General features: G+C 67.3%; 26 protein-coding genes and 1 pseudogene. 17 read left to right on the forward strand and 10 right to left on the reverse strand.

Translation table 11 applies throughout. From position 1 onward, the window contains the following. Nucleotides 1-57: 57 nt before the first annotated feature. The 4 genes from ACFVV0_RS04495 to ACFVV0_RS04510 all read right to left on the reverse strand — a co-directional run bounded on the left by ACFVV0_RS04495 (nucleotide 58) and on the right by ACFVV0_RS04510 (nucleotide 2,790). On the reverse strand, nucleotides 58-1,164 hold the full coding sequence (locus tag ACFVV0_RS04495) for a Gfo/Idh/MocA family protein (RefSeq protein WP_387058794.1): 1,107 nt from the start codon (nucleotides 1,162-1,164) through the stop codon (nucleotides 58-60). Continuing rightward, on the reverse strand, nucleotides 1,161-1,910 hold the full coding sequence (locus ACFVV0_RS04500) for a sugar phosphate isomerase/epimerase family protein (protein WP_387058796.1): 750 nt from the start codon (nucleotides 1,908-1,910) through the stop codon (nucleotides 1,161-1,163). Before ACFVV0_RS04500 ends, ACFVV0_RS04495 begins: the two co-directional genes overlap by 4 nt. A 135-nt stretch (nucleotides 1,911-2,045) precedes the next feature. After that, nucleotides 2,046-2,276, reverse strand: coding sequence for a DUF2283 domain-containing protein (locus ACFVV0_RS04505; RefSeq protein ID WP_387058798.1), 231 nt, complete (start codon nucleotides 2,274-2,276; stop codon nucleotides 2,046-2,048). A gap of 88 nt (nucleotides 2,277-2,364) precedes the next feature. Beyond that, nucleotides 2,365-2,790 (reverse strand): hypothetical protein, encoded by a 426-nt coding sequence (locus ACFVV0_RS04510; protein WP_387058801.1) that lies wholly within the window; start codon nucleotides 2,788-2,790, stop codon nucleotides 2,365-2,367. A 46-nt stretch (nucleotides 2,791-2,836) separates the two neighbouring features. Here ACFVV0_RS04510 and ACFVV0_RS04515 point away from each other — a divergent pair, with 46 nt between their 5' ends. From ACFVV0_RS04515 to gap, 7 genes are all read left to right on the forward strand, one after another. Next, a complete protein-coding gene (locus ACFVV0_RS04515) occupies nucleotides 2,837-3,367 on the forward strand; it encodes a DUF302 domain-containing protein (protein WP_387058803.1) in 531 nt (176 codons plus the stop codon). Nucleotides 3,368-3,475: 108 nt separating this feature from the next. After that, nucleotides 3,476-3,613 carry a hypothetical protein gene (locus tag ACFVV0_RS04520; protein WP_387058806.1) on the forward strand — a complete coding sequence of 46 codons (138 nt, stop codon included), beginning with the start codon at nucleotides 3,476-3,478 and terminating at the stop codon, nucleotides 3,611-3,613. 144 nt (nucleotides 3,614-3,757) lie between these two features. Next, a complete protein-coding gene (locus ACFVV0_RS04525) occupies nucleotides 3,758-4,180 on the forward strand; it encodes a YciI family protein (RefSeq protein ID WP_387058808.1) in 423 nt (140 codons plus the stop codon). Nucleotides 4,181-4,209: 29 nt separating this feature from the next. Further along, on the forward strand, nucleotides 4,210-5,436 hold the full coding sequence (locus tag ACFVV0_RS04530) for an RNA polymerase sigma factor (protein WP_387058811.1): 1,227 nt from the start codon (nucleotides 4,210-4,212) through the stop codon (nucleotides 5,434-5,436). Nucleotides 5,437-5,505: 69 nt separating this feature from the next. Beyond that, nucleotides 5,506-6,702, forward strand: a complete 1,197-nt coding sequence (locus ACFVV0_RS04535; protein ID WP_387058814.1) for an MFS transporter — start codon at nucleotides 5,506-5,508, stop codon at nucleotides 6,700-6,702. Between the two features lie 15 nt (nucleotides 6,703-6,717). Continuing rightward, nucleotides 6,718-7,683 (forward strand): GlxA family transcriptional regulator, encoded by a 966-nt coding sequence (locus ACFVV0_RS04540; protein ID WP_387059478.1) that lies wholly within the window; start codon nucleotides 6,718-6,720, stop codon nucleotides 7,681-7,683. A gap of 102 nt (nucleotides 7,684-7,785) precedes the next feature. Next, nucleotides 7,786-8,784, forward strand: coding sequence for a type I glyceraldehyde-3-phosphate dehydrogenase (gene gap, locus ACFVV0_RS04545; protein WP_387058817.1), 999 nt, complete (start codon nucleotides 7,786-7,788; stop codon nucleotides 8,782-8,784). Nucleotides 8,785-8,791: 7 nt separating this feature from the next. Here the strand turns inward: gap and ACFVV0_RS04550 are convergent, their stop codons facing one another. From ACFVV0_RS04550 to ACFVV0_RS04570, 5 genes are all read right to left on the reverse strand, one after another. Then, entirely contained in the window at nucleotides 8,792-9,115 is a 324-nt protein-coding gene (locus ACFVV0_RS04550) for a DMT family transporter (protein ID WP_387058820.1), read from the reverse strand. A 4-nt stretch (nucleotides 9,116-9,119) separates the two neighbouring features. Continuing rightward, nucleotides 9,120-9,932: a carbohydrate ABC transporter permease gene (locus tag ACFVV0_RS04555; RefSeq protein ID WP_387058823.1), complete on the reverse strand. Its 813-nt coding sequence runs from the start codon at nucleotides 9,930-9,932 to the stop codon at nucleotides 9,120-9,122. Next, a complete protein-coding gene (locus ACFVV0_RS04560; RefSeq protein WP_387058826.1) occupies nucleotides 9,929-10,768 on the reverse strand; it encodes a carbohydrate ABC transporter permease in 840 nt (279 codons plus the stop codon). Before ACFVV0_RS04560 ends, ACFVV0_RS04555 begins: the two co-directional genes overlap by 4 nt. A gap of 94 nt (nucleotides 10,769-10,862) precedes the next feature. Continuing rightward, nucleotides 10,863-12,224, reverse strand: a complete 1,362-nt coding sequence (locus ACFVV0_RS04565) for an ABC transporter substrate-binding protein (protein ID WP_387058828.1) — start codon at nucleotides 12,222-12,224, stop codon at nucleotides 10,863-10,865. Between the two features lie 21 nt (nucleotides 12,225-12,245). Further along, the gene (locus ACFVV0_RS04570; protein WP_387058831.1) at nucleotides 12,246-13,364 is read right to left on the reverse strand and encodes a Gfo/Idh/MocA family protein; all 1,119 of its coding nucleotides are present in this window, start codon (nucleotides 13,362-13,364) and stop codon (nucleotides 12,246-12,248) included. A gap of 100 nt (nucleotides 13,365-13,464) precedes the next feature. On the opposite strand from ACFVV0_RS04570, the gene ACFVV0_RS04575 reads away from it, so the two are divergent. From ACFVV0_RS04575 to ACFVV0_RS04600, 6 genes and pseudogenes are all read left to right on the forward strand, one after another. Beyond that, the gene (locus ACFVV0_RS04575; RefSeq protein WP_387058833.1) at nucleotides 13,465-14,214 is read left to right on the forward strand and encodes a GntR family transcriptional regulator; all 750 of its coding nucleotides are present in this window, start codon (nucleotides 13,465-13,467) and stop codon (nucleotides 14,212-14,214) included. 73 nt (nucleotides 14,215-14,287) lie between these two features. After that, the gene (locus tag ACFVV0_RS04580; protein ID WP_387058836.1) at nucleotides 14,288-15,196 is read left to right on the forward strand and encodes a cupin domain-containing protein; all 909 of its coding nucleotides are present in this window, start codon (nucleotides 14,288-14,290) and stop codon (nucleotides 15,194-15,196) included. Next, a pseudogene (locus tag ACFVV0_RS04585) lies at nucleotides 15,193-16,056 on the forward strand (ROK family protein); the annotation flags it as partial. The gene ACFVV0_RS04580 and the pseudogene ACFVV0_RS04585, both read left to right, overlap by 4 nt. Nucleotides 16,057-16,160: 104 nt before the next feature. Then, the gene (locus ACFVV0_RS04590) at nucleotides 16,161-17,093 is read left to right on the forward strand and encodes a LysR family transcriptional regulator (RefSeq protein WP_387058839.1); all 933 of its coding nucleotides are present in this window, start codon (nucleotides 16,161-16,163) and stop codon (nucleotides 17,091-17,093) included. A gap of 168 nt (nucleotides 17,094-17,261) precedes the next feature. After that, entirely contained in the window at nucleotides 17,262-18,122 is an 861-nt protein-coding gene (locus tag ACFVV0_RS04595; RefSeq protein WP_387058841.1) for a fumarylacetoacetate hydrolase family protein, read from the forward strand. Next, nucleotides 18,119-18,868: an SDR family NAD(P)-dependent oxidoreductase gene (locus tag ACFVV0_RS04600; RefSeq protein ID WP_387058844.1), complete on the forward strand. Its 750-nt coding sequence runs from the start codon at nucleotides 18,119-18,121 to the stop codon at nucleotides 18,866-18,868. The genes ACFVV0_RS04595 and ACFVV0_RS04600 overlap by 4 nt, the downstream gene beginning before the upstream one ends. 30 nt (nucleotides 18,869-18,898) lie before the next feature. Here ACFVV0_RS04600 and ACFVV0_RS04605 read toward each other — a convergent pair whose 3' ends face one another. Then, nucleotides 18,899-19,819 carry an NADP-dependent oxidoreductase gene (locus ACFVV0_RS04605; protein ID WP_387058847.1) on the reverse strand — a complete coding sequence of 307 codons (921 nt, stop codon included), beginning with the start codon at nucleotides 19,817-19,819 and terminating at the stop codon, nucleotides 18,899-18,901. Nucleotides 19,820-20,157: 338 nt separating this feature from the next. Between ACFVV0_RS04605 and ACFVV0_RS04610 the strand changes: the two genes are divergently transcribed. Genes ACFVV0_RS04610 through ACFVV0_RS04625 form a run of 4 tightly spaced genes read left to right on the forward strand, consistent with a single transcriptional unit; the run spans nucleotide 20,158 to nucleotide 25,697 of the window. After that, nucleotides 20,158-22,596 carry a glycoside hydrolase family 97 catalytic domain-containing protein gene (locus tag ACFVV0_RS04610; protein ID WP_387058850.1) on the forward strand — a complete coding sequence of 813 codons (2,439 nt, stop codon included), beginning with the start codon at nucleotides 20,158-20,160 and terminating at the stop codon, nucleotides 22,594-22,596. A 26-nt stretch (nucleotides 22,597-22,622) separates the two neighbouring features. Beyond that, complete coding sequence (locus ACFVV0_RS04615; RefSeq protein WP_387058853.1) at nucleotides 22,623-23,885, forward strand: ABC transporter substrate-binding protein; 1,263 nt, start codon at nucleotides 22,623-22,625, stop codon at nucleotides 23,883-23,885. Next, nucleotides 23,885-24,841 (forward strand): carbohydrate ABC transporter permease, encoded by a 957-nt coding sequence (locus tag ACFVV0_RS04620; protein ID WP_387058856.1) that lies wholly within the window; start codon nucleotides 23,885-23,887, stop codon nucleotides 24,839-24,841. The genes ACFVV0_RS04615 and ACFVV0_RS04620 overlap by 1 nt, the downstream gene beginning before the upstream one ends. Next, the gene (locus tag ACFVV0_RS04625) at nucleotides 24,834-25,697 is read left to right on the forward strand and encodes a carbohydrate ABC transporter permease (RefSeq protein WP_387058859.1); all 864 of its coding nucleotides are present in this window, start codon (nucleotides 24,834-24,836) and stop codon (nucleotides 25,695-25,697) included. Before ACFVV0_RS04620 ends, ACFVV0_RS04625 begins: the two co-directional genes overlap by 8 nt. The last annotated feature ends 1 nt before the right edge of the window (nucleotide 25,698 follow it).

Below are 25,698 nucleotides of genomic sequence, written 5' to 3' on the forward strand. Positions count from 1 at the left end.
CGCGCGTCTGTCAGGTTCGCGCGTCTGTCAGGTTCGCGCGTCTGTCAGGTTCGCGGGTCAGAGGGTCGCCGCGTGCGGGTCCCAGTCTTCGGGCAGCATCTCCATGAGCGGAGCCGTACTGGTGACGGAGGTGCGCTCGCCGCTGTCGGCCGCATCCGTCACCGCCGCCATCGTGTCCAGGATGTGGAACGCCAGGTCACCGGTGACCCGGTGCGGCACTCCCGCCCTGATCGACCGGGCGATGTCGAGCACGCCCGATCCGCGGCCGCCGGCCGCGCCCGACGCCGGGATGACCGTCCAGTCGTCGTCGTCCTTGCGGCGCAGACGCAGGTCGCCGTCGAACATGTTCGGGTCGGGGATCGAGAGCGTGCCCTCGGTTCCGGTGATCTCGACATGCCCGACGCGACGGTGGGGGGAGTCCCAGCTGAGCACGCTCGTGGTCGAGGCGCCCGAGTCGAACCCGGCGAGGATGCTGATGTGGGTCGGCACCTGAACGGCGATCTCCTGCCCGGCTTTCGGCCCGTTCTGGAGGATGCGCTTCGGCCGGGCGATACCGCCGGCCGCGACGACCGACCGGAACGATCCGAAGACCTGCGCGAGCGTGGTCAGGTAGTACGGGCCCATGTCCCAGAGCGGTCCCGCGCCGCGGGAGAGCAGCACTTCGAGGTTGCGGTGGTCGTCGACCGGCCCGGGCACCTCGAACAGCGTGAGCCCGCTGATCGGCTCGCCGATGTCGCCGCGGCGGATCATCCGGAGCGCCGTCTGGATGCCCGCCCCGAGGATCGTGTCGGGCGCCCCGCCGATCCGCAGTCCCGTCTCGCGCGCCTTCTCGAGCAGCTCGAGGCCCGATTCACGGTCGATCGCGAACGGCTTCTCGGTCCAGACGTGCTTGCCCGCTTCGAGCGCGGCCAGCGACACCGGTGCGTGCGCGGCCGGGATGGTCAGGTTCACGACGAGTTCGACATCCGGATGCGCGAGCACGTCCTCCGGCGAACCCGACGCCGGAACGCCGAACGCCTCCGCCTGCTCGGCCGCCTTGTCCTGGAACAGGTCGCCGACGATGTGCACCTCGATGTCGGGGAAGCTCGTGAGGTTGGTCAGGTACTGGTTGCTGATCGTGCCGGCGCCGATGACCCCGACACCGAACGGCTTGCCCGAGCTCATGCGGAGACCAGCTCGGTCAGCTTCTCGCGCGCCGGCGAGATGGCTTCGAAGACGTCGCCGGCGTAGTCGTCGAACTCGACGACGACGACCTCGAGGTTCGTGGCGGCCGCGATGATCCCGGCGAGCGGCATCGAACCCTGCCCGGCCGGAACCTGCTGCTTGTTGTCGCGCGAGACGGGGCCGTCCTTCAGGTGCAGGAAGCGCACGCGGTCGGCCTGGCTGGCGACGTACTCGACCGGGTCGACTCCGCCGACGGCGACCCAATAGGCGTCGACCTCCAGCACGACGCGCGGGTCGAGGCGGTCCACCAGCTGGTCGAGGGCGGTGCGGCCGTCGAACCGGTGCTCGAGCTCCCACCAGTGGTTGTGGTAGCCGACGCGGAGGTCGAAGTCCGCGGCCTTGGCGGCAGCGGCGTTCAGCCGGTCGGCGATGCTCTGGACATCGTCGAGGGTCGTCCAGTGCTCTTCGGGAACGAAGGTCTCGACGACCGTGTGCGCGCCCAGCGCGACAGCGGTGCTGAAGACGGCGTCGTAGTCGGCGTCGAGTAGCGGCGAGGTCATAGTGGGCGAGATCAGGCCGTTGCGCTTGATCGCGTCGAGCAGCTCGGGCCCCCGGGAGAGCACTTTGTAGGAGGCTTCGACCTGGGTGAAGCCCAGCGCGGCGACGCGCTCGATGGTGGCGGGGATGTCGAGCTCGAGGGCATCCCGAACGCTGTACAACTGCAGGGAGACGGATGGATGTGACACAGCAACCTTTCGACGTTGACGCTTTGCTTTGGTTCGCATCCTATCAACGTTGTGAGATTGAGAACAATATCTGTGCGTATTGGAACGTCGGCACACAGGCGCCAGGATTGTTCGAAGCCGAGCGGATGCTGCCCTCTATGGGCGTGCGAGCCGTTCGGCGTCGGCGAGCACGGCAGGACTGAGAACGCGGTGCGCCCCGAGTATCTCGACGCCCACGAAGTAGCCGTCGGCGTCGTATTCGGCACTCACATACGCCCCACCGGCCGGCGTCGCGGCCTCTCCCGAGTGCGCGGGCAGCGCGGTCTGAGCGTCGTCATCCACCCTCAGGTAGGCGACGTCGAGTTCTGCATCGTAGATCAGTCGCATGCTTCAAGGCTAGAAAACGCGGCGTCTCGTGTCGTCGGACCCTCGTACCAACCGGACGCCGGATCGCTCCGCCGCGCGGGTGACGAGCTCACGACCTCGCCTTGCACAACCGCGCGCGGATCCAGTCTCCGGAGTCGCCCGGCGCGAGCCGGCCGCTGCGGACCAGGCGGGTGAACTCGAGCGCCTGGTCGGTGAGCCGCCCGTCGGCGCTGGTCGGCTTGTCGCCGCCGACAGCGATCGAGAGGATGCGGGTCAGCCGGGTGCCGACGCGTGCCGAGACCGCCACGATCCCGGCGAAGTGGCGTGCCTGTCCGTCGGTGTCGTCATCCACGGGTCGGCGGAAGCCGCGCCCCGAGAAATGATTCCTGCCGCCCTTCCCGGCGTCGAGCATCCAGAGCGGGCCGCGACGCACGCCCGCGGCGACGCGTCCGAATTCGACCAGGAAGGTGCGCGGGCTGGTGGCGGTCGCTGCGAGCCGGGTGGCGGCATCCGCGAGCTCGGAACAGGCATCCATGCCCTCCACGTTACGTCGGGGGAGGGGACGGACTAGAAAGGACTCGATGACTATTCAGGCGTTCGAGAGGATCGTGCCGGTTTCGGGCACCCGGATCGAGATCGTGGCCGACGTTCCGTTCGAGCGACTCCGGCAGGCTTTCGAGGCGGAGGTGCCTCCGCTCGACGAGGACCTCTTCCGGCGGCTCGTCGCGGACGGGGCGGAGTGGCGGCGGTTCGTGCAGGCGGCTGCGGGCAACGGCATCCACAGCTTCGTCGTGTTCTGGCGCAGCTACCCGAGCGAGATCATGCGGGCGGGCGGCTCGGATCGGCCGAGCGCCAGCTACCTCATCGGCGACTACGCCACCGCGGCGCGGATGTTTCGCCACGACCCCGGCGTGATGCTCTACGCACCGCTGCGGGTCGAGCTGCACGTGGATCGCGCCGGCAAGACGGTGCTCAGCGTCGACCAGCCGAGCGCGCAGCTGGTGAGCTTCGGGAACAACAAGATCACGCAGACCGGCTACGAGCTCGACCGGATGCTCGGCGACCTCCTCGAGGAGCTCGGCCTGCCGCGGCCATCCGTTCTCCGGCGCTGACGGCGCGGGTGGGGGTTCGCTGCCAATCCGTGGGAATGCTGGGCCAGGAGCGGCGATGGGCATAGCCTTCGACTACCGAGCCACCGTGGCTCCGATGGAGGAATCACAATGGCCGAGAAATCCGCACGCAAGGCGACCGCTAAACCGGCCGCGCGCTCCCTCAAAGAGAAGCGCGCCGACAAGAAGGCGAAGAGCGACCGGCAGGACCACGCCGCCGACGTCGTGACGAACGTCAAGAAGCGCTAGGCACCGCATCCGGTAGCCGATTCGATCGACGGCGTCGCCACGACTTCGCGAGAAGTCGGGGCGGCGTTGTCGATTTCCCCCGCGCTCATTCGACGCCATAGTAGAGGGACGCGAACCGCGACCCCGTGACGAAGGAGAAGAACCGTGAAGTACATGCTGATCATGCGCTCCAACGACGAGGCCGTTCAGGCCTACGAGGCCACCGACTTCGAGGCGATCATCAACGCGATGGGCGCGTACAACGAGTCGATGATCAAGGCCGGCGTGCTCCTCGCCGGCGAGGGACTGTCGGATGCGAAGGAAGGCTTCGTGGTCGACTTCGCCGCAGAGAAGCCGATCGTCACCGACGGCCCGTACGGTGAGACGCACGAACTGTTCAACGGGTTCTGGATCATCGAGGTCTCCACCAAGGAGGAAGCGGCCGAGTGGGCCCAGCGGGCGCCGCTCACCGCCGGAAGCAAACTCGAGGTGCGCCGCGTGACCGACGAGAGCGACTTCGCCGACTACGCGGACAACGAGTACATCCAGAAGGAAGCCGGCTGGCGCGCAGAGGCGGAGCAGCGCTGACGGGTCGCCCGGCGCATCCGGAGGCCACGATGACGGACACCCGGCGGGCGGCCGACGCGGTCTGGCGCATCGAGGGATCGCGGATCGTCGCGACCCTCGCGAAGATGACCGGCGACGTCGGCCTCGCCGAGGACCTCGCGCAGGAGGCGTTCGTGGACGCACTGTCGCAGTGGCCCGAGACGGGGGTTCCGCGCAACGCGGGCGCGTGGCTCACGGCCGTCGCGAAACGGAAGGCCATCGACGGCTGGCGGCGGCGGGAACGGCTCGACGAGCGCTACCGGGCCATCGCGCGCGATCTCTCCGAGACGACCGAGCACGACTGGCAGCCGATCGACGACGACATGCTGCGGCTGGTGTTCACGGCCTGCCATCCCGTGCTCTCGCGGGAGGCTCAGGTGGCGTTGACGCTGCGGATCGTGGGCGGTCTGAGCACCGAGGAGATCGCCCGGATGCTGTTCCTGCCGGTCGCGACCGTGCAGCAGCGGATCGTGCGGGCGAAGAAGACGCTGTCGGCGGCGCACGTTCCGTTCGAGGCGCCCGACCCGAACGAATGGCCCGCGCGGCTCGGGGCGGTGCTGGGGGTGGTGTACCTGATCTTCACCGAGGGGTACGCGGCGACGTCCGGAGATCGGTGGGTGCGAACGGAGCTGGCGAACGAGGCCCTCCGTCTCGGGCGCATCCTCGCGGGTCTGCTCCCGCGGGAGCCGGAGGTCCACGGGCTCGTCGCCCTGATGGAGTTCCAGGCGTCCCGGTTCTCGGCCCGTGTCACCCGCGACGGCGCGCCCATCCTGCTGGACGTGCAGGACCGATCGCGCTGGGATCGCGCACAGATCGCACGCGGGCGGGCCGCCCTCACGCTGGCGGATGCCGTCGGCCGAGGCCGTGGAAGCTACGGGCTGCAGGCGGCCATCGCCGAATGCCACGCGATCGCGCCGACCTTCGAGGAGACCGACTGGGAACGGATCGTGCTCCTCTACGAGGCGCTCGGCCGGCTGGCCCCGAGCCCGGTCGTCGAACTCAATCGTGCGGTCGCCGTGGCGATGGTGACGGGGCCCGCCAACGCCCTTCGCATCGTCGACCAGCTCGCTGCCGAGGGTGCGCTGCGCGGGTCGCATCTGCTGCCGAGCGTGCGCGGCGAACTGCTCGCCCGGCTCGGCCGCACGGAGGAGGCACGATCCGAGCTGCTGACGGCGGCCGGGCTGGCCGGCAACGAACGGGAGAGCGCGGTGCTGCGGGCGAAGGCGGCAGGCCTCTGAGGCTGGGCCGCAGAACCCCTGATTGCTAGACTCTGACGATCCAGGAACGCTTCGAAACGGAGCAGTGACGTGGCTCGCACACCGGTGTTCGGCACGGCGGCATCTTTCAGCATCACCGCGGCCACCTTCGCGCTCGTCACGACCGGCGGAACCCTGCCCACACCCCTCTACACGGTGTGGGAGAAGGAGTTCGGGTTCGACCCCGAGATCACTACGTGGATCTTTTCGACCTATGTGCTCGGGACTCTGATCGCCCTGATCTTCTTCGGGGCCCTGTCCGACCAGATCGGGCGCAAACCGCTCGTGATCGCCGCCCTGTTCACCGCGATCGCGTCGACCGTGTTCTTCGTCTTCGCGGCGAACACGCCCATGCTGCTCATCGGCCGACTCCTCAGCGGGTTCAGCGTCGGCTTGATCACGTCGCCCGCGACCGCCGCGCTCGTCGAACTGTACAGAGGAGCGAACAAGGCGTTCCCGGCGATGGTGTCGACGGCCGTGAACATGGGCGGCCTCGGGCTGGGCCCGCTCCTCGCCGGGCTGTTCGCGCAATACCTTCCCGATCCCGCCCAGCTCGTCTTCGTCTTCTACCTCGTGCTGGTCGTCGTCGCCACCGTGCTCGCGGTCTTCGTCCCCGAGACGATTGCACGGCGCGCGACCACGGTCGACTGGACGCCCCGCGTCGGCGTGCCGCGCAGCGCGCTCGGGGTGTATTGGCGCTCCGCGCTCGCCGTGTTCCCGACCTTCGCGCTGCTCGGCGTGTTCGCGAGTCTTTCGCCGCAGTTCATCGGTGGGACCCTGCACATCCACAATCTGCTGGTCGGCGGGCTCGCGACCTTCATCGTGTTCGAGATCGGGGTCGTCGCGCAGCTCGCGTTCCGCTCCCGTGCTCCGCGGTGGTCCATCCTGCTCGGCCTGATCCTGCTGGTGGTCGCGCTCGGGTTCGTCCTCGCCGGCCTGCTCGCGGCGAGCGTCGGGCTCTTCGCCGCCGGCACGGTCGTCGGCGGATTCGGTGCCGGTCTCGCCTTCATGGGTGGGTTGGGTCAGCTGGGCCGCGCGGTTCCGGTGGAAAGCCGCGCCAAGAGCATCGCCGCGTACTTCATCGCCGCCCAGAGCGGACTGGCGGTGCCCGTGCTGGCGATCGGAGCGCTCGACGAGCCGCTCGGGCTCAACCCCGCCGCGAGCCTGGTCATCGTGATCATCATCGCGCTCGCCGTCGTGGCCTGGATCGCGAACCTCCGTCGGCCGGCGACCGTCACCTCGCACTAGGGTCCAGCAACTACCCTGGTGCCTGTGCCAGCTCCCCGCCTGCATCGCGTCGCCGTCCTCGTGCTCGAGGGTGCGAAACCGCTCGATGTCGGGATTCCCGCGCAGGTGTTCACGACCCGTGCGAGCATGCCGTACGAGGTGCGGGTGTGCGGTGCGGCTCCGGGTCTCGTCACCGGCGGAGACGGCCTGTCGTACCACGTGGCGTACGGCCTGGAAGCCCTGGATTGGGCCGACATCGTCTTCATCCCCGGCTACCGGTTCCCCGACCGGGACGACGCGCCGCAGACCGTCGTCGACGCGCTGATCGCAGCGCACACCCGGGGAGCGCGACTCGCCGCCATCTCGACGGGCGCGTTCGCGCTCGCCGCAACGGGCCTGCTCGACGGCAAGCGGGCGACGACGCACTGGCACTACACGAGGGCGCTGGCGGCGAAGTACCCGCACATCCGGGTCGATGAGAACGTCCTGTTCGTCGACGAGGGAAGCGTGCTGACGTCGGCAGGCGCCGCCTCCGGCATCGACCTCTGCTTGCACATCCTCCGCGGTGACCTCGGGGTGGCCGCGTCGAATCACGCGGCGAGGCGCCTGGTAGCCGCCCCCTACCGGAGTGGAGGTCAAGCGCAGTACGTGCCGCGCAGTGTGCCCGAGCCGCTCGGGGAGCGCTTCACGCTCACCCGCGAGTGGGCGCTGCACCGCCTCGGCGACCCGCTCACCCTCGAGGTGCTCGCCAAGCATGCGGCCGTATCACCGCGCACGTTCTCGCGCCGCTTTGTCGAAGACACCGGGTACACGCCGATGCAGTGGGTCATGCGCGCCCGTGTCGATGTCGCCCGTGAGCTGCTCGAGCGGTCGGAGCGGAGCGTCGAGCAGATCGCGGCCGACGTCGGCCTCGGCACCGGCGCGAACCTCCGGATGCACTTCCAGCGCATCCTGGGCACCACACCGAGCGAATACCGGCGCACCTTCACCCCAGGGGAGTAGCCCGACGGCGACTGGCGCGATCCTTTCGAACCATGGCGCTCCCGCCGCTGTCAGGGGCGCGCGGCGCGAGCGAACCTGGTGGTGAACCGAAGGGAAACATCCATGACTCGTATCGCCATCAACGGATTCGGCCGCATCGGACGCAATGTGCTGCGTGCGCTGCTCGAACGTGACAGCGACCTCGAGGTCGTCGCCATCAACGACCTCACCGAACCCGCAACCCTCGCCCGGCTGCTCGCTTTCGACACGACCGCCGGTCGGCTGGGCCGCCCGGTGAGCGTCGACGGCGACACGCTCGTCGTCGACGGCCGTCGTATCGCTGTTCTGGCCGAGCGCGAGCCGGCGAAGCTTCCGTGGGCCGAGCTCGGTGTCGAAATCGTGCTCGAGTCGACCGGCCGCTTCACGTCGGCCACGGCCGCCCGCGTGCATCTCGACGCCGGCGCGAAGAAGGTGCTCGTCAGCGCGCCGTCGGACGGCGCGGACGTGACGCTCGCGTTCGGCGTCAACAACGATGCCTACGACCCCGCTGTGCACACGATCATCTCGAACGCCTCCTGCACGACCAACGCGCTCGCGCCGCTGGCCTCAGTGCTCGACCAGCTCGCGGGCATCGAGCAGGGCTTCATGACGACCGTGCACGCGTACACGCAGGAGCAGAACCTCCAGGACGGTCCGCACCGCGATCCCCGTCGTGCCCGGGCGGCCGCCGCCAACATCGTGCCGACCACGACCGGAGCGGCCAAGGCGATCGGGCTCGTGCTCCCGAACCTCGACGGCAGGCTGTCGGGCGACGCGATCCGCGTCCCCGTGCCGGTTGGCTCGATCGTGGAGCTCAACACGACCGTCGCCCGCGACGTGACGCGCGACGACGTGCTGGCTGCGTACCGCGCGGCAGCGGAGGGGCCGCTCGCGGGCATCCTCGAGTACTCGGACGATGCCCTCGTGTCATCCGACATCACGGGCAACCCCGCCTCCTCGATCTTCGACTCGGCCCTCACCCGCGTCGACGGCCGTCACATCAAGGTGGTCGCCTGGTACGACAACGAGTGGGGCTTCTCCAACCGCGTGCTCGACACGCTCGGTCTCCTCGCGACCAGCTGATTCGGGGTCAGGGATGCACAGTCGAGAGATTGAGCATCCCGACACCGATGATGATGAGCACCAGCGCGAGGACCTTGATCGCGTTGATGGAATCGCCGAAGAAGATGACTCCGATCGTGGCGATGATCGCCGTGCCGACGCCCGACCAGATCGCGTAGACCACACCGATCTCGAGCTTCTTCACCGCCTGGGAGAGGGCGAAGAAGGATACGGCGTACGCCGACAGGACGCCGACCGTCGGCCAGAGCCGGGAGAAGCCGTTGGTGGACGAGATGAACGTCGTCGCCAGTACCTCGAATGCGATCGCGCAGGCGAGCATCAGCCATGCCACGGGGTCATCCTTTCAAGGCGCCGGACAGGACACCCGCGATGAATCGACGCTGGAAGAAGAGGTAGAGGATCACGATCGGCAACGCCACGAGCACCGCACAGGCCGACATCAGGTTGACCTGCGTCGCGTACTTGTTCGTGAAGTCGCCGAGCGCGACGGTGACCGGCAACTGGTCGGGGTTGTTCACCAGCACGAACGCGAGGAAGTAGTCGTTCCAGACCCACATGCAGGTGAGCAGCGCGAGCGTGATGGTCGCCGGCGTCGCCAGCGGCAGCACGATGCTGCGGTACAGGCGGAACCGGCTGGCGCCGTCGAGGCTCGCGGATTCGAGCAGGCTCGGCGGGATCGCGAGGAAGGCCGCGCGCATCCAGAACACCCCGAAGCCGACCGAGAGACCCACCTGTGCGATGATCAGCGATCCGATGGTGCTGGCGAACGGGGTGGCACGCATCGTGAAGTACAGCGGCACGATGATGCCCTCCAGCGGGATCATGATGCCGACCAGGAACAGCGCGAAGAGCGCCCGGTGACCGGGGATCTTGAGCACCGCAATGGCATAGGCCGCGAGCGGCGCGATCAGCACCGTGATCACGGTCACCGTGCCGGCGAGGATCAGGCTCAGGAGGAGGTGCGAGCCGAAATCGGATCTCAGCCAGGCGTCGGCGAAGTTCTGCCAGCGCAGATCGGTCAGGACGATCTGACCGTTCGGCTGGGGGCTCAGGGCGGTCAGCAGAAGCAGCACGATGGGAACGAAGACGACGGCCGCGAAGACGATGAGGACGACATACGAGGCGACGCGTTCTGCGCGTCCGATCATGCGTTTCTCCGATCAGTGAATGACACGATGACGAGGGCGATGGCGATCGACACGACCGCGAGGCACACCCCGACGGCTGCGCCGCCGCCGACCTCGCCCTCGGTGAACGCCGTCTGGTAGAGCAACAGAGACGGGGTGACCGTCGAGTCGCCCGGGCCGCCGCGCGTGGTCAGCCAGACCAGGTCGAAGACCCGGAGCGCGCCGATGATGGTGAGCGTCAGCGCAACGGCGATCTGCGGAACCAGACCGGGCAGGGTGACCGAGAAGAACTCCCGGAACGCTCCGGCCCCATCCACGCGCACCGCGTCGTACAGCTCGCCGGGGATGTTTCCGACGCCGGAGATGAAGAGCAGCATGCAGAGCCCCATCGTCGTCCACGTTCCGGCCAGGCCGAGCACCGGAAGCGCCCACTGGAAGCTCCCGAGCCACGGTTGGACGAGCGAGTCGAGGCCGACCGCTTTGAGCGTCGAGTTCACCAGCCCGGAGGTGGAGAACAGCTCGTTCCACATCACGACGATCACGACCGACGTGAGCACCTGAGGAAGGAAGATGACCGTTCGGAAGAAGCCGTTGCCGCGCGTCCCCGAGCGGGACACCAACGCGGCCGACACCAGCCCGAGGCAGATCGGGAGGAGCGCGTAGAAGAACATGAAGACGAGCGTGTGCTGCAGGGCGAGGCCCAGGCGCGGGTTGCTCAGGAAGTCGACGTAGTTGCCGAACCACACCCAGGTCGCCGCTCCGACACCGTTCCAATCCCAGAACGAATACCAGACGCTCTGGATGGTCGGCACGATGACCACGTAGCCGTAGATGGCGAGGGCGGGCAGCACGTACACCCAGCCGCTGAGGCTCCGCCAGCTGGGAAACCGCGATCTGCGTCGCGGCCTCGGCCGGTCGGTCCCGCCTTCACGGGGCCGACCGGTCGTGTCGCTACTTCTTCTTGGCGCGGAAAGCTGCGTAGTCATCCTGGAGCGCCTTACTCATGCCCGCACCGTCGATCTGACCGGCAGCGAGCAGTGACTGATTCTTCGAGAGGGTGTCGAGCATCGTGGGTGTCGACCAGTCGAAGTAGGGCAGGTAGCCGTTCGCCTTGTCCGCCTGGTTCAACACGCCGAGCGTGTCGTTGAGCATCGCGGACGAGGTGTTCTCCTTCCACTGACCGATGATGGGCGTGTTGAGCACATCGATGGAGATCTGGCCGTTCTTCACCGAGGAGATGAAGTTGAGGTAGAGCGCGGACGCATCCGGCGACTTCGAGTTCTTCGCGATCGAGAAGTTCTGCGACGACGAACCGGTGACCGGAGCGGTCTCGCCGTCGTTGCGGGGCATGATGAACGTTCCGAACTTGTCGAGCTGTGGTCCGCTCGCCGGAAGATAGCCGGTGTAGTAGAAGAAGTAGAGCCCGTCGCCGTTGACGAACGACGTCGCCGAGTCCCCGAGCTTGATGCCCTGGTAGTCCTTGGGGAAGTATCCGTTCTTCGCCCACTTCGCGAACGTGTCCGCGGCCTGGGTCATGCCGGTGTCCTGAGCCTTCACGTTGCCTTCGCCGTAGACGAAGTCGCGGATCTTGGTCGGGTCGCCGTACGCATCCTGGAGCGCCAGCAGGATGGCGGTGGCCGCCTGGTCCTGGATGCCGATCTGCACCGGTGTGATCCCCGCCGCTTTGGCCTTGGACAGGCTGGCCTGGAACTGGTCGATGGTCGTGGGAACCTTCAACCCGAGCTGGGAGAGCTTGTCACGGTTGTAGAAGACCGTCACGAACGATCCCTGGTTGACCGGGACGCCGAAGACGCTGCCGGAGCCGAACTGCTTGCCGTCGGTCGTGGCGGAGTGCTGCTGCAGGAGGCTCGTCGGGAACGTCTTGTCCCATCCGTACGCCTTGGCATAGGGGTCGAGGTTGAGCAGCAGACCGGATGCGCTCAGGTCGCCGATGCCCGCCCAGCCCTGGTTCGCGGGAACGATGTCCGGTCCGGACGGATCCGAGATCTTGAGCTTGAGCGTGGTGTTGATGTCGCCACCCGCTGTCTGCCGCTTGACTTTGATCTTCGGATACTTCGCCATGAACGCGGCGTTGACCTTGTCCATGTACTGGCTCAGCCCCGAGGTCGAATCGGTGAAGGAGTCGAACTCGGTGATCGTCGTGGCGGCGATCTTGCTCGGGTCGGTCACCACCGCGGTGTTCGCGTCGGCATTGCCGGCGTTCGCGGCGCTGCTTCCCGGCGCGCAGGCGGCGAGAGACAGCATCAGCCCGGTCGCGATCGCGCCGGCGACGATGAATCGTGATTTCTTCATGTTCATGTCCTCTGCCCGCACCTAGTGCTGGGCGTCCTCGTGGGTCTTGTCGTGCACTCGGTGGGAGTCCTGACGGAACGAGCCCTCCCGCGGCGCGGGCGGAACGAAGCGGCTCTGGACGTCTTGCGTCTGACCGGTCTCGGCCGCGGTCATCGCGGAGAGCATGATGTCGAGAACGTGGAATGCGTGCTCGGGCCGGGTATACGGCTCGGTTCCCGAGATCGCGCACTCGACGAGGTGGCTGAGACCGTCGGTCCACGGCCAGTACGTGCTCCGCGAGTCGAGCAGCTGCCACGCCCCGACCTCGTTCTGCCAGTACTCGAGACCGGCGGGCGCCCAGTCGTCGCCGAGCATCTGAATCGTCCCGTCGAGGCCGTAGACCTCGAGCGCCGCTCCCTTGTAGCGCTGGATGCCGAACGCCGTCGTGACCGTCGAGAGCGCACCGCTCTCATGCTGGAGCACGATCTGGAAGGTGTCGTCGGTCTGCACGTCGATGAGCTCGTCATCGACAACACGTTCCGGACGCGTCAGGCTCGACATGGCCGAGACCCTCGCCACCGGGCCGAGCAGTCCGGTGAGACTCGTGACGTTGTAGACGCCGAGGTCGAACAGGGGGCCGCCGCCCGGAGCATAGAACCACTGGCCCCAGTCGGGACCGTCCCACCCGTAGCGGGAACGAGCGAGCAGGGGACGGCCGACGCCGCCGGATGCGATCGTGCGGTACATCTCCTGGTAGTCGGGGCTGAGCATCACGTGCGGCGCGCACACGAGGTAGCCGGGCGAGGTCTTCGACACCTCGATGAGCTGCGCGGCCTGCTCCCGCGTGGTCGCCATCGGCTTCTCGACGAGCACGTGCTTTCCCGCTTCGAGGGCCGCGATCGCGAACTCCCCGTGCTGGGGCATCGAGGTCAGGACCAGCACGACGTCGATCTCCGGGTCGGCGATCAGGTCGGCCGGGTCGTCGTAGACGCGACGCATCGGGAACTTCGCCTGCATCTCCTCCAGGCGACGGGGGTTCACGTCCGCACCGCTGACGCTGCTGACGGAGCCCTTGGCGACGAGGCTGAGAACCAAAGGCATATAGGCGTTCTGTGCAACACGGCCGCAGCCGATGATGCCGACCGAAACGTACTCTGACATTCCACTCCCTTGTGTGATGGTCCCGTGCTCTGAGTGCACAGACGCACACGGTACCACAGCCGTACCAATTCGCACCAATTTGGTTGGTATAGTTTTCGCTATGGATATCGAGGTCAGCCCTGCAGTCAATTACGCGGTGGAGGGGATCCTCTCGTATGCCCGCAAAGGTCTAACCGGACCAGGTGGGCGTTTGCCGAGCGAGCGGGCGCTGTCGCAGGATCTCCGGGTCAGCAGGACGACCTTGCGCGCCGCTCTCCGTGAGCTCGAGAACGCGGGTGTGATCTCGGGAAGGCCGCAGAGCGGCTGGTATGTGACGGACGACCGGACCGTCGCCGACAATTCCACCGAGCTTGAGAGCTTCACAGAAATCGCCGGGAAGCGCGGGTTCACCCCCTCGTCCCGCGTGCTGCGTTTCGTCGAGCGGCCGGCGACCCTCGACGAGTCGGAGCGGCTGCGCATCCCGCCCGCGAGTCCTGTTCTCGAGTTGCGCAGGGTTCGCCTGCTCGACGATGTGCCGACGTGCGTCGACACCGCGGTGCTGCCGGTGAAACTGTGCGGTGCGCTCCGGGATGAGACGTTCGAGCGCGCATCCCTGTACGAGCGGCTGCAAACGGTCTGCGGTGTCGACATCGAGCGCACGACCTGCATCCTCCGCGCCCATGGAGCGAGTCAGGAGACCGCGGAGTACCTCAACCTCGACCCGGGGGAGTCGCTTCTGGAGTTGGATTCGACCGGATACGCGAAGGACGGCACCCCGGTGCTCATCTCCGTGCTCGACTACCGGGGCGACGCGTATCGGTTCTCGGCGGAGCTCTCGCGGATCGGCTCTTTTGCTGCCGCGCGCGACTGACACGCGCGAACGGATGACACTCGATCATCCCACTCGGCCCTTTTGGTTGAATTGGTATGGTACCGTCGATGCCATGTCAACAGAGACAGTCGCCCCAGCAATGCCGGAAGGCCGGCGCCCCACTCCGCGCCCGGAGCATGTCGAGCCGCGGATGATCCGTCGTGAGGACGCCCTCCACCACGTGTGGGGCGACCAGGAGGCGGGATACGTCACCGATCGCGTTCTCAGCTCGACGCGCCGCCTGCACGTCCTCGAATACGAGCTTCCGCCGGGTGGCGAGTTCCGCCACAGCGACAGCAACCGGACGGTCTTCGGCGCCGACGTGGTCTACATGGTCGTCGCCGGCAAGATGATCATCGCCGACCCGAGCTGTGGAGAGGTGCACACGCTCGACACCGGGCAGGGCGTGCTCATGAGGGCCGGCACCTGGCACAACGCGTTCAATCCGTATCGGGAGACCGTTCGTGTCGTCGAGTACTTCTGCCCGCCGCCCGCGCTCGGCGCCGCATCCGATTTCGCCAGACGCCAGGAGCCGCTCGCCGAGACGACGTATCGGGACACACGCTGGGAGGGACGCTGGCCGGATGCGCGCGATGAGGAATTCGCCGCCCGCCGGCTGACCCTGGTCTGCTTCGAGAACGGCCTGCTCGAATTCCGTGACGACAAGGCCACCCACCTGCGTTCGACGCTCACCAGCACCGAGTACCTCCAGCTCGTCTCCGGCGAGGTGCATCCGGGACATGTCGAGGAGTTCGCGCCGGTGACGCACGAGTCGGTCGTCGTCGTCACCGAGGGCGAGTTGTGGGTCGACGTCTGGAGCGTCGAGGGCGGATACTCGGCGACGAACGTGCTGCGCGCCGGGGACGCCATGTTCCTCCCGGTCGGAACCCACGAACGGATGCTCGTGCGAGCAGCCGAGACCGCTCGCTACCTTCTGGGACGCGGTACGGTCCCCGACGGGTGGACACCGGACGATCTGTGAAGATCCTCGGCATCGACGTCGGCGGGACGACCACTCGCGTCGCCCTCTTCAGCGCTGATCCCGATTCGGGTCTCACGCCCGTCGGGCGCACGGAGAAGCCGACCGATACGCGGGATGCGGCCGCGGCGATCCTGGCGGGCATCCGCGAGCTGTCGGCATCCGGGCACGACCTCGCAGTGGACGCGTGCGGGATCGGCCTGCCCGAGTACGTGCGCGACGGCGACGTTCTGACGTCCATGGTCGTCGAGTTCGGCCCGGCCGGGCGGTCGGCTGTCGTGAGCGAGCTCAGCGGCTCGGGAACCGGCGCTGTGCTGCGGATCGATTCGGATGTGCGCTGCGCCGCTCTCGCCGAATGGCATGCGATGGGCGACCCGCACCTCAGCCTTCTGTATTTCTCCATCGGAACCGGCGTGTCATCGGCGTTCGTGCTCCCGGGCGGGGACCTCCTCGAAGGGGCGCGCGGGGCCGCGATCTCGCTCGGGGAATGGCCCGCGCCTCCGAGCGTGCTCGACGCGCATCCGGAGCGGCGGAATCTGGAGCAGTTCGCCTCGGGTCAGGGGATCGAGCGCCGGTACCTCCGCGCCACGGGCCGGTCGCTCTCGACCCGGCAGCTCGCTGAGCGAGCGGGGGAGGACACCGTCGCGGACACGATCCTGCGCGAGGCGGGAGCTGCTCTCGGCGACGCGGCCCGACGGCTCTACGCGGTGCTGGATCCCGCGCGCATCGTCATCGGCGGCGGTCTCGGATCGGCCGCCACCCTGCTCTGGGACGAACTGGAATCAGCGGCGCTCCAGCCGATCCCCGAACGCGCGCCGATCGACCTCCGCCAAGCCGCACTCGGAGCGCGCTCGGGCGAACTCGGCGCCGCCTCCTCGCGTTCCGCGCCACGAGCTGAGACCGGGGCCGCGCGGCGCCCGCGACTAGGATCGACACCGGTTGCTGCCCGAGCGATGGAGTGTTCACGATGGCCCTCGACCTCACCTGGCTCAGAACGTGGGTCGACGTCGTCGACGCGGGCGGCTTCGCGCGTGCGGCCGAACTCGGGCACCTCTCCCAGCCTCGTGTCTCGGCACACATCTCCAACCTGGAGAAGGAGCTCGGATGCACGCTGATCGAACGTCGGGTACGCCCGCTGACCCTGACCGAAGAGGGCAAGGCGCTGCTTCCGCGCGCACGTGCGGTCCTGGCCGCCGCCGATGAGCTGACGGCCGGCGTGCTGGCCGAGCGGGGGATCGTCTCCGGGTCGGTCAAGGTCGCCAGTTTCGCGAGCGCCAGTTCGGAGTTCCTCCCGGCCGTTATCACCCGGCTGGAGCGCGAGCACCCGCGGATCGAGCTCTCCATCCGCGACGGCGATGTGCGCACCATCGAGGCTGCGCTCTCCGAGCGTCGAGTCGCCGTCGCCCTGCGGCCCGTGCGACCGGAACCGCGGGACCGCTCGTTCTCGGTACGGCCGCTGTGGCGTGAGCCGTTCGTCGTCGTGCTGCCGACCGGTCATCCTCTGCTCGCCGACGAGGTCATCGACCCCCGGCAGCTCGGCGGCGAACGCGTGATCACGATCGGTAACCCGCTCGCGGATGAGGGGCTCGGCTCCGAAGCGGAGTCGGCGTTCAGCTCGGTCGACCGGCAGCTGCCCGCCGGAACCGTGTCCGATCAGCCGTCGACCCTGGGCGCGATGGTGCGGGCGGGTCATGGGATCGGCGTGATGAACTACCTCGGTTTCGCGATGATCAAGCAGGACGGCCTGGAGATCCGTGAACTCGGAGTCGATCACTATCGTGACGTCGGCATCTGGTGGCATTCGGGCCGCCCGCTCACCGCGGCAGCGCAGGCCTTCATCGCGACGGTGATCGCCGCGCCCCGACCGGAGGGCACTTGGGAGGTCCCTGCAGCTCGCTGACGCAGCTCGGCGGCGGGCGCGTATTCGCATGGCGGATACCGTGCATACGAAAGACGACGTTGACGCGGTCGGTCGGCTCGACGCACGCTGAAGCTGCGATGTGTCCGGCATCCCGGGCACCGGCCCGGCTGTCTCTCGGACCTCGCGGTCCGAAGAGAAAGCGGTGCAATGAAACTGATGCGTATCGGCCCGTTCGGCGCCGAACGACCCGTCGTCCGCCTGAACGACCAGGAGTACGTCGACGTCTCCGATGTCGTGACCGACTTCGATGAAGCGTTCTTCCGGACGCGCGGTCTCGAGCGGGTGCGGGCCGAGGTCGCCAAACGGTCGGAGCGCGGGCAGGTCGAGACGTTCGACGGGGAGCGCATCGGTGCGCCGATCGCGCGTCCGCATCAGCTCCTGTGCATCGGTCTGAACTACCGGGATCATGCGGCAGAGACCGGGCAGGCCGTTCCCTCCGAACCGATCGTCTTCAACAAGGCCCCCAACACACTCGTCGGGCCGAACGATGACGTGCGGATCCCGCGCGGGTCGACGAAGATGGATTGGGAGGTCGAGCTCGGGATCGTGATCGGCCGCCGCACCAGCTATCTTTCGTCGCCGGAGGAGGCGCGTGCGGCGATCGCGGGCTTCGTCCTCGTCAACGACGTCAGTGAGCGCGCATTCCAGATGGAGCGCGGCGGTCAATGGGTGAAGGGCAAATCGGCGGAGACCTTCAACCCGACGGGCCCATGGCTCGTGACCCCGGATGAGATCCCCGACGTCAGCGCGCTGAGCATGTGGCTCGACGTCAACGGTCAGCGCAAGCAGACGGGCTCGACCGCCACGATGATCTTCGATCCGTACTTCATCGTCTACTACCTCAGCCAGTTCCTGGTGCTCGAGCCGGGCGACCTGATCGACACCGGAACCCCGCCCGGAGTCGGCATGGGCGCGAACCCGCCCCAGTATCTCGTAGCAGGCGACCGGATGGAGCTCGGCATCGACGGTCTCGGCGAGCAGCGCCAGAATGTGGTGGCGCCGCGATGAGCGACTTCGACGACCTCGTCGCGGTGGTGACCGGCGGATCGAGCGGGATCGGAGCCGCCACCGCTCGGGTGCTCACCGAGCGCGGAGCGCGGGTCGCCGTGCTCGACCGCAACCCGAGCAGCGATCCCGCCGTGCTCTTCTGCGAAGCCGACATCACCGACGACGCGAGCGTGGTCGCCGCGATCGAGCGCGTGATCGCGACGTTCGGACGACTCGATGTCGTCGTCAACAACGCGGGGGTCGGAGCCGTCGGAGACGTGACCGCGAACGACGACGAGGAGTGGCGGCGCGTTCTCGATCTCAACGTGGTCGGCACGGTGCGCGTGACCCGCGCGGCGATCCCGCAGCTGGTCCGGTCTCCGGTCGCCGCGATCGTGAACACTTGCTCGATCGCGTCGAGGGTGGGCCTTCCTCAGCGCGCGCTGTATTCCGCATCCAAGGGCGCGATCGAGGCGCTGACGATAGCGACGGCGGCGGACTTCGTCGGGCGCATCCGGGTCAACGCGGTGCTGCCCGGTACGGCCGATACACCGTGGGTCGCCCGGCTGCTCGATGCCGCGGACGACGCCGCATCGGCGCGCGAACAGCTCACGCGGCGCCAGCCGATGGGCCGGCTGGTGACCGCGGACGAGGTCGCGAACGCGATCGCCTACCTGGCGAGCCCGCTCGCTGCGTCGACGACAGGCACCCTGCTCACGGTCGACGGCGGGATGGGCGGGGTCCGGGTTCCCGCGCCGACGCGGTAACCGTAACGGCCAGGCAGGGCGCTTGCTCGGTCAGTCCCCTCGAACCGAGATGATCGTCTTCCCGTGAACCCGCATGGCGGGCGCGAAGGCCGAGACGACCTCTTCGAGCGGGCGCACCGCGCCCACGATCGGGACCAGGTCGCCCGCGCTGACCCGCTTCACCAGTTCGGCCAGGATCACGCGGTCCGGTTCGACGACGAAGAAGAGAGCCTCACCGTTCTCCGGTTGAGCGGGCGGTGGGGCGGCGATCGTCACGATGCGGCCGCCAGGGCGGACAAGGGCGAGCGAGCGCGCGTAGATGTCGCCGCCGATGACGTCCAGGACCAGGTCGACGCTGCCGGCGTCCTCCAGGCGGTCGTTCTCCAGGTCGAAGAATTCGTCGGCGCCCAGGTCGAGAGCCGTTTGCCGGTCGGCTGCGCGTCCGGTGCCGATCACTCGAGCGCCCGAGCTGCGAGCGAGCTGGATCGCGATGGAGCCGACACCTCCCGCAGCCCCGTGGATGAGCACCGTCTGACCCACCTGCAGCCGACCGTGCTCGAAGAGCCCCTGCCACGCGGTGAGTCCCGAGATCGGCAGAGCGGCCGCGATCGTGAAGTCGACGGTCGCGGGAAGAGGGGCGAGGTTGCGTGCTTCCACCGAGACGTACTCGGCGAGTGAGCCGTTCCGCGCCCAGTCCGTGAGACCGAACACGCGCTGGCCCACCGTGAGCCCGGTCGTTCCGTAGCCCAGCTCGGTCACGATCCCGGCCACCTCATGTCCGGGGACGCTCGGCGTGCGGTCTCGGCCCGCTCGGTCGGTCCATGTTGCGGGCCAGGTGAGCTCGCCCGGGGTGAACCCGGCGGCGTGGACCTCGACGACGACATCGTTCTCGGCAGCGTGCGGAAAGCCGATCTCGCTCAGTTCCAGACCCTCTACTCCGGCTGCCTGATCGGCAATGGTCACAGCTCGCATCAGTTGTGCCTCCTCACCCTCAATCCTGCAACCTCCCGGTCGATTCGCGCCAGTACTGTGGACCGGTACTTCATCCATCTTCACGATGACGGTCTGAAACGTTGGACCGCCCAGTACCCGCAATGCCGGTGTCAGTAAATCGATCTCGGAGAGCAGAGCATAAGTGAAATGTCCAGGCGTTCGAATCGAACAGTCCTAGAACACGCCACGTACGGCACCCTAATCTCGTCAGTGGCGGGCCAATGCCGCCACCCGGAAGCAAGCACGGAGACAGAGTGGTCACAGACGTTTTCCCTCCCGCAACCCTCGTCCGCGGAGGGCTACGCGCGACAGTTCATGTGGAAGACACCGGACTGCGCCTGATCGTCGAGAACGGCGATGGCGAGCTCCTGAGCGTTCGGCTCGGCGCCACGATCGGAGGTGTCGATCTGTCGGTAGCGAGTTCGCTGCTCCGGTCGACCGTCGAAACGGTCACGGAGACGCTCCGGCCGGTATCCGGAAAGAGGACGAAACCGTCGACGCATGAGATGGACCAGCTCACCTCGACCTTGGTCCACGCATCCGGGCTCGAGTGGCAACTGGTGGTCAGAGTCGCCGACGACGGTGTCGCCGTGCGATACGCCATCCCCGATCTCCAGGGCGTCACCTCTCTCGATTCGGAATCGACCGCGCTCGAACTGTCCACCTTCGAGCGCGCTTGGGTTCTCTCGTACCAGACCTGGTACGAGACACCGCGATTCGGTCAGGACGTGTCTGAGCTCCCCGACGGCGACTACGGACTGCCGATCCTGCTCCGAGCTGCGAACGATCGCTACGTGCTCGTCACCGAGTCCGACATCGACGGCCGGTTCAGCGGAGCCCATGCACGCATCGACTCGGCCGCCGGCGAACTCCGATTCATCCAGGCCGACGCATCCGTCGAGGTCGCCCGAGGGGTGATCACCCCCTGGCGCGTCTTCATCGTCGGCGACCTCGCCACCGTCGTGGAGAGTCAGCTCGTCGACGAGCTCGCACCGCCGACGCATCCGACGATGGGCGATGCGTCATGGGTTCGACCCGGGCGCGCAGCCTGGTCGTGGTGGTCGGACTTCTACTCCAGCGCGCAGTTCGAGCAGCAGAAGCACTTCGTCGACGTCGCCGCCCGACTCGGCTGGGAGCACCTCCTCATCGACTGCGGCTGGGAAGAGACCTGGGTTCCGGAGATCGTCGCGCACGCCAGCCGATTCGGCATCCAGGTGCATCTGTGGACGATCTGGCACGACATCGACGGGCCGGAGAAGCTGCAGAAGCTGGCACTCTGGCGGTCGTGGGGCGTCGTCGGCATCAAGGTCGACTTCATGGAGTCGGAGTCGAAGGACCGCTACCGCTGGTACGACTCAGTGCTGCAGGAGACCGCGCGTCTCGGCCTGATGGTGAATTTCCACGGATCGGTCATCCCGCGAGGGTGGGCGCGCACGTGGCCCCAGGTCGTCGGCTACGAAGCCATCCGCGGATCCGAGTACTACGTGTTCTACAACGACCTGCCGCTCACCGCCGAGCACAATGTCATCCAGCCGTTCACCCGGAACATCGTCGGAGCGATGGACTACACGCCGACCGCGTTCACCGCGCCCGGCCGCACGACGAGCGATGGACACGAACTCGGGATGAGCGTCGCATTCGAATGCGGGATCACGCATTACGCAGACGGCGTCGACGCGTACCTCGAACGACCACTCGCCGCGAAACTCCTCGCAGAGCTCCCCGCGACCTGGGACGAGACCAGGCTGCTCACCGGGACCCCCGACACCGAGGCCGTGCTGGCGCGGCGCTCGGGCGACCGCTGGTTCATCGGGGGCATCGCCGCCGGCCCCGCCCGCGATCTGCAGGTCCCTCTGAGCCGCCTCGGCGGCAGCGGCTGGCAGAGCTGGATCGTGAACGACGCCGAGGGTGCGGACGGACTGGCGGACGCACTGTCGCTCGTCGACGATGTGCTGACGGTGCACCTCGATCAAGACGGGGGATTCGCGGGCATCCTCGCTCCTCGCGGGGCGGACCTGTTCCGCGCCGTGCCGATCCAGCCGGAAGCGGTGCCGTCGGTCGAACCCGCCCTGGGCGTCCTCGACGAGAGCGGAACCGCCGAACTGACCGTCTCACCGGATGCCGTCATCCGGGTGCCGCCGGGATGGCGTGCGACGCGCACCACCGACCTGACCTGGACCGTGACCGCCCCGGCGACCCTCGCCAGCGGTGCGTTGGGGGTCGTGACCGTCGAACGCACGGGCCGACGCGGTGTCGCGCTCGTCAGCCACGCTCGACTCATCCGCCCCGTCGACGCGAGCGTCGTCGCCCTCTCCACCTTGCCGATGCTGTCGTTCACCAACGAGAGCGGCCCGGTCGAACGAGACCAGAGCAACGGCGGCGGCAACCCGAACGACGGTCAGCGCATGAGGATCGCCGGCACCGAGTACGACAGCGGATTCGGCGTCTCCTCGCCGTCCACGTTCGACCTGTACATCGGCCCCGACGCCGACAGGGTCGTCGGCCGCGTCGGCATCGATGAGGAGACCCCGGAGACCTCGGCCCGCATCGCCATCCTCGGGGACGGCCGCGAACTGTTCGCCGGCGAGCTCACCGCCGGAGCGGAGCCCCTCCCGTTCGACCTCGACGTGCGCGGAGTGACGATTCTGACACTCCAGACCGAGCAAGGCTCTCCGCTCGCCGCGCACGTGGACTGGGCGTCCATCCACCTGACCACCAACCAACCCGACGCAATCACATCACGCGCAGATCACTGACGATCGCGTACACGAAAGGAAAACCCATGCACAAGAGATGGCTCATCGCTCCCGCGATCGTCGCAGCCGCTGCGCTGCTGACGGCGTGCTCGAGCGGGTCCACACCCAGCAGCAATGAGAAGGTCACCATCACGTACGGCGTCTGGGCGGGAACCCAGACCCCGGCGATGAAGGAGATCGCCGCCGCGTTCACCAAGGAGAACCCGAACATCACCGTCAAGGTGGAGGAGCGTCCCTGGCCCGAGTACTGGTCGACCCTGCAGACCGGGGCGGCGGGCGGCACGGCACCGGATGCGTTCTGGATGCTCGCGCAGAACATCCGCCCGTACGCGTCCGGCGGCCAGCTCCTCGACATCTCCGGCGAGATCAAGGCCGAGAATGTCGACCTGAACAAGTACCCGAAGGCCGTCCTCGACCTTTACGATCAGGGCGATGGCAAGATCTACGGACTCCCGAAAGACGTCGACACGAACGCCGTCTGGTTCAACAAGGCGATCTTCGACAAAGCGGGCGTCGCCTATCCGAAATCCGACTGGACGTGGGACGACTTCCGTGAGACCGCCAAGAAGCTCACCGACCCCGCCGCGGGCGTCTGGGGAGTCGCCGCGCCGATCGACTACCAGGGCGGCTACTACAACACGATCCTCCAGGCCGGTGGACAGGTGATCTCCAAGGACGGCACGAAGGCCGAGATCGACTCCCCGGAGGCGCAGGCCGGCATCAAGTTCTGGACCGACCTGCAGGCCGACAAGTCATCGCCGACGTTGAAGCAGTTGTCCGACACGGAGGCCGAGACGCTGTTCGAGCAGGGCAAGATCGGAATGTACATGTCCGGCGCATACTGGGCCCTTCAGCTGTACAACAACAAGGACATCGCACCGAACGTCGACATCGCTCCGATGCCGACCGGAGTGAAGCAGGCGACCGTGACCAGCGGCATCGAGAACGTCGGCTACGCCAACACCAAGCACCCGGATGCAGTGAAGAAGTTCCTGCTCTTCGCGAGCGGCAAGGAGGCGGCCGACATCCAGGCCAAGACCGGCGCTGTTCTCCCCGCGTACGAAGGCGGAGAGAAGAAGTGGATGGCAGCGATGCCCGACTTCAAGAACCTGCAGGTCTTCATCGACGCGAAGAAGTACTCGGTGCCGCTGCCCGTGCAGGGCAACGCTGCCGAATGGCAGGGCGACCAGACCAAGTACCTCACGGGCGCCTGGGACGGCACCACCAGTGTCGCCGACGCGACCAAGCAGTACGCGGACGCGATCGACAAGGTGTTGGCCGAGAAGTAATGACCTCCACTCTCACCAAGCCGGGGCGGCTGAACGCCGACCGCCCCGGCTTGACCCCCGCCCCATCGCCGCAGCGGCGTCGCCGGAACAGGATCGACTGGTGGGCGTACGCCATGATCGCGCCGGCGCTGCTCGGCCTCGGCGCACTGTACCTCTGGCCGTTCCTCTCCACGTTCTTCAAGAGCTTCATGAATGTGCCCGTGTTCGGCCAGGGCACGTTCAACGGACTCGACAACTACAGCAAACTGCTGAGCGACGAAGACTTCTGGCGCGCTCTCGGCAATTCCGCGCTGTACACGGTCCTCGTGCTTCTGGGGGTCCCCGTCGCGATCGTGCTCGCGGCGCTGATCGAACAGGTGGCCAAGGGCCGCACCTTCTACCGGGTCCTCCTCTTTCTCCCGGTGGTCACGCTTCCCGTCGCCGTCGGCATGGTGTGGCGGTTCATCCTCAACGGCGACTTCGGGATCCTCAACTACCTCCTGTCGCTGGTCGGCATCCCCGGCGAGTACTGGGTGGCGGATGCACGTTTCACGATCTACGCGTTCGCCGCGGTCGGCATCTGGATGGGCCTCGGAATCAACCTGATCATCCTCGGCGCGGGTCTGCAGTCGATCCCCGTCGACCTCTACGAGGCGTCCGCGCTCGACGGCGCCGGACGCATCCGCCAGTTCTTCTCGATCACCTTGCCGCTGCTCAGCCCGAGCGTGTTCTTCGTCACCGTGCTGACCACGATCTCGGCGCTCCAGATGTTCGACCTGGTGTTCGTGATGCTGGGCGGCGTCAACAACACGGCCATCGACGGATCGAAGACCATCGTGTACCTCTTCTACGAGGCGGCGTTCGTGCAGTTCAAGCAGGGTTACGGCGCAGCGATCGCGATCGTTCTGCTGATCATCATCATGATCGCGACAGCGATCCAGTTCCGTCTGCAGAAGAGGTGGGTCAACTATGACTGAAGTCGTCAGCCGTCCTCGGCGCGCGACCGGTCGCTCGGCATCGAGCCGGGGCCAGTGGCGCATCCATCTGTTCCTGATCATCGCCGTCGTGCTCATGGTCATCCCGTTCGTCTGGCAGATCCTGACCTCGTTCAAGACCTCGAACGAGGTCTCGTCGCTGCCTCCGACGATCTTCCCGTCCAACCCGACGTTCGCCGGTTTCGAGACGTTCTTCGCCAGTGTTCCGTTCTGGATGCAGTTCGGCGTCTCCGCGATGTCGTTGATCATGCGCGTCATCGGGCAGGTGCTCGTCGCGGCGCTCGCCGGGTATGCGTTCGCCCGGCTCCGATTCCCCGGCAGGAATGTCATCTTCGCGCTGTTCCTGCTCATGCTGATGGTGCCGAGTCAGCTCTTCCTCCTCGGACAGTTCGACATCATGAAGGGTCTCGGGCTCCTCAACACCATTCCCGCCCTCGCCATCCCCGGGATCTTCAGTGCGTTCGGGACCTTCCTGATGCGCCAGGCCTTCGTCACGATGCCGAAGGAGTACGAGGAGGCGGCTCGCCTCGACGGCGCGGGCACCCTCCGGGTGTTCTGGAGCGTCATGCTCCCGATGGCGCGACCCATGCTCGCGGCGCTCGCCGTGCTCACGTCTCTGTACTCGTGGAACGACCTGCTGTGGCCGCTGATCGTCACACCCGCGGGAGACAACCGGCCGCTGACGGTCGGCCTGGCGAGCATGCAGGGGCAGTTCGGCACCAACTATCCGGCTCTGATGGCGGGCGCACTGATCTGCACGCTCCCACTCGTTATCGTGTTCATCGTGCTGCAGCGCCAGTTCTTCGCGGGCATCGCCAGCAGCGGACTGAAAGGTTAGG

This window comes from Leifsonia sp. NPDC058230 (assembly GCF_042882245.1).
Classification (GTDB): Bacteria; Actinomycetota; Actinomycetes; order Actinomycetales; family Microbacteriaceae; genus Leifsonia.

Coding starts and splice junctions, on each gene's coding strand:
- ACFVV0_RS04495 (WP_387058794.1), bottom strand. CDS start 1,164: ATGAGCTCGGGCAAGCCGTTCGGTGTCGGGGTCATCGGCGCCGGCACG.
- ACFVV0_RS04505 (WP_387058798.1), bottom strand. CDS start 2,276: ATGCGACTGATCTACGATGCAGAACTCGACGTCGCCTACCTGAGGGTG.
- ACFVV0_RS04510 (WP_387058801.1), bottom strand. CDS start 2,790: ATGGATGCCTGTTCCGAGCTCGCGGATGCCGCCACCCGGCTCGCAGCG.
- ACFVV0_RS04515 (WP_387058803.1), top strand. CDS start 2,837: ATGACTATTCAGGCGTTCGAGAGGATCGTGCCGGTTTCGGGCACCCGG.
- ACFVV0_RS04520 (WP_387058806.1), top strand. CDS start 3,476: ATGGCCGAGAAATCCGCACGCAAGGCGACCGCTAAACCGGCCGCGCGC.
- ACFVV0_RS04530 (WP_387058811.1), top strand. CDS start 4,210: ATGACGGACACCCGGCGGGCGGCCGACGCGGTCTGGCGCATCGAGGGA.
- gap (WP_387058817.1), top strand. CDS start 7,786: ATGACTCGTATCGCCATCAACGGATTCGGCCGCATCGGACGCAATGTG.
- ACFVV0_RS04555 (WP_387058823.1), bottom strand. CDS start 9,932: ATGATCGGACGCGCAGAACGCGTCGCCTCGTATGTCGTCCTCATCGTC.
- ACFVV0_RS04565 (WP_387058828.1), bottom strand. CDS start 12,224: ATGAAGAAATCACGATTCATCGTCGCCGGCGCGATCGCGACCGGGCTG.
- ACFVV0_RS04570 (WP_387058831.1), bottom strand. CDS start 13,364: ATGTCAGAGTACGTTTCGGTCGGCATCATCGGCTGCGGCCGTGTTGCA.
- ACFVV0_RS04575 (WP_387058833.1), top strand. CDS start 13,465: ATGGATATCGAGGTCAGCCCTGCAGTCAATTACGCGGTGGAGGGGATC.
- ACFVV0_RS04580 (WP_387058836.1), top strand. CDS start 14,288: ATGTCAACAGAGACAGTCGCCCCAGCAATGCCGGAAGGCCGGCGCCCC.
- ACFVV0_RS04590 (WP_387058839.1), top strand. CDS start 16,161: ATGGCCCTCGACCTCACCTGGCTCAGAACGTGGGTCGACGTCGTCGAC.
- ACFVV0_RS04595 (WP_387058841.1), top strand. CDS start 17,262: ATGAAACTGATGCGTATCGGCCCGTTCGGCGCCGAACGACCCGTCGTC.
- ACFVV0_RS04600 (WP_387058844.1), top strand. CDS start 18,119: ATGAGCGACTTCGACGACCTCGTCGCGGTGGTGACCGGCGGATCGAGC.
- ACFVV0_RS04605 (WP_387058847.1), bottom strand. CDS start 19,819: ATGCGAGCTGTGACCATTGCCGATCAGGCAGCCGGAGTAGAGGGTCTG.
- ACFVV0_RS04615 (WP_387058853.1), top strand. CDS start 22,623: ATGCACAAGAGATGGCTCATCGCTCCCGCGATCGTCGCAGCCGCTGCG.
- ACFVV0_RS04620 (WP_387058856.1), top strand. CDS start 23,885: ATGACCTCCACTCTCACCAAGCCGGGGCGGCTGAACGCCGACCGCCCC.
- ACFVV0_RS04625 (WP_387058859.1), top strand. CDS start 24,834: ATGACTGAAGTCGTCAGCCGTCCTCGGCGCGCGACCGGTCGCTCGGCA.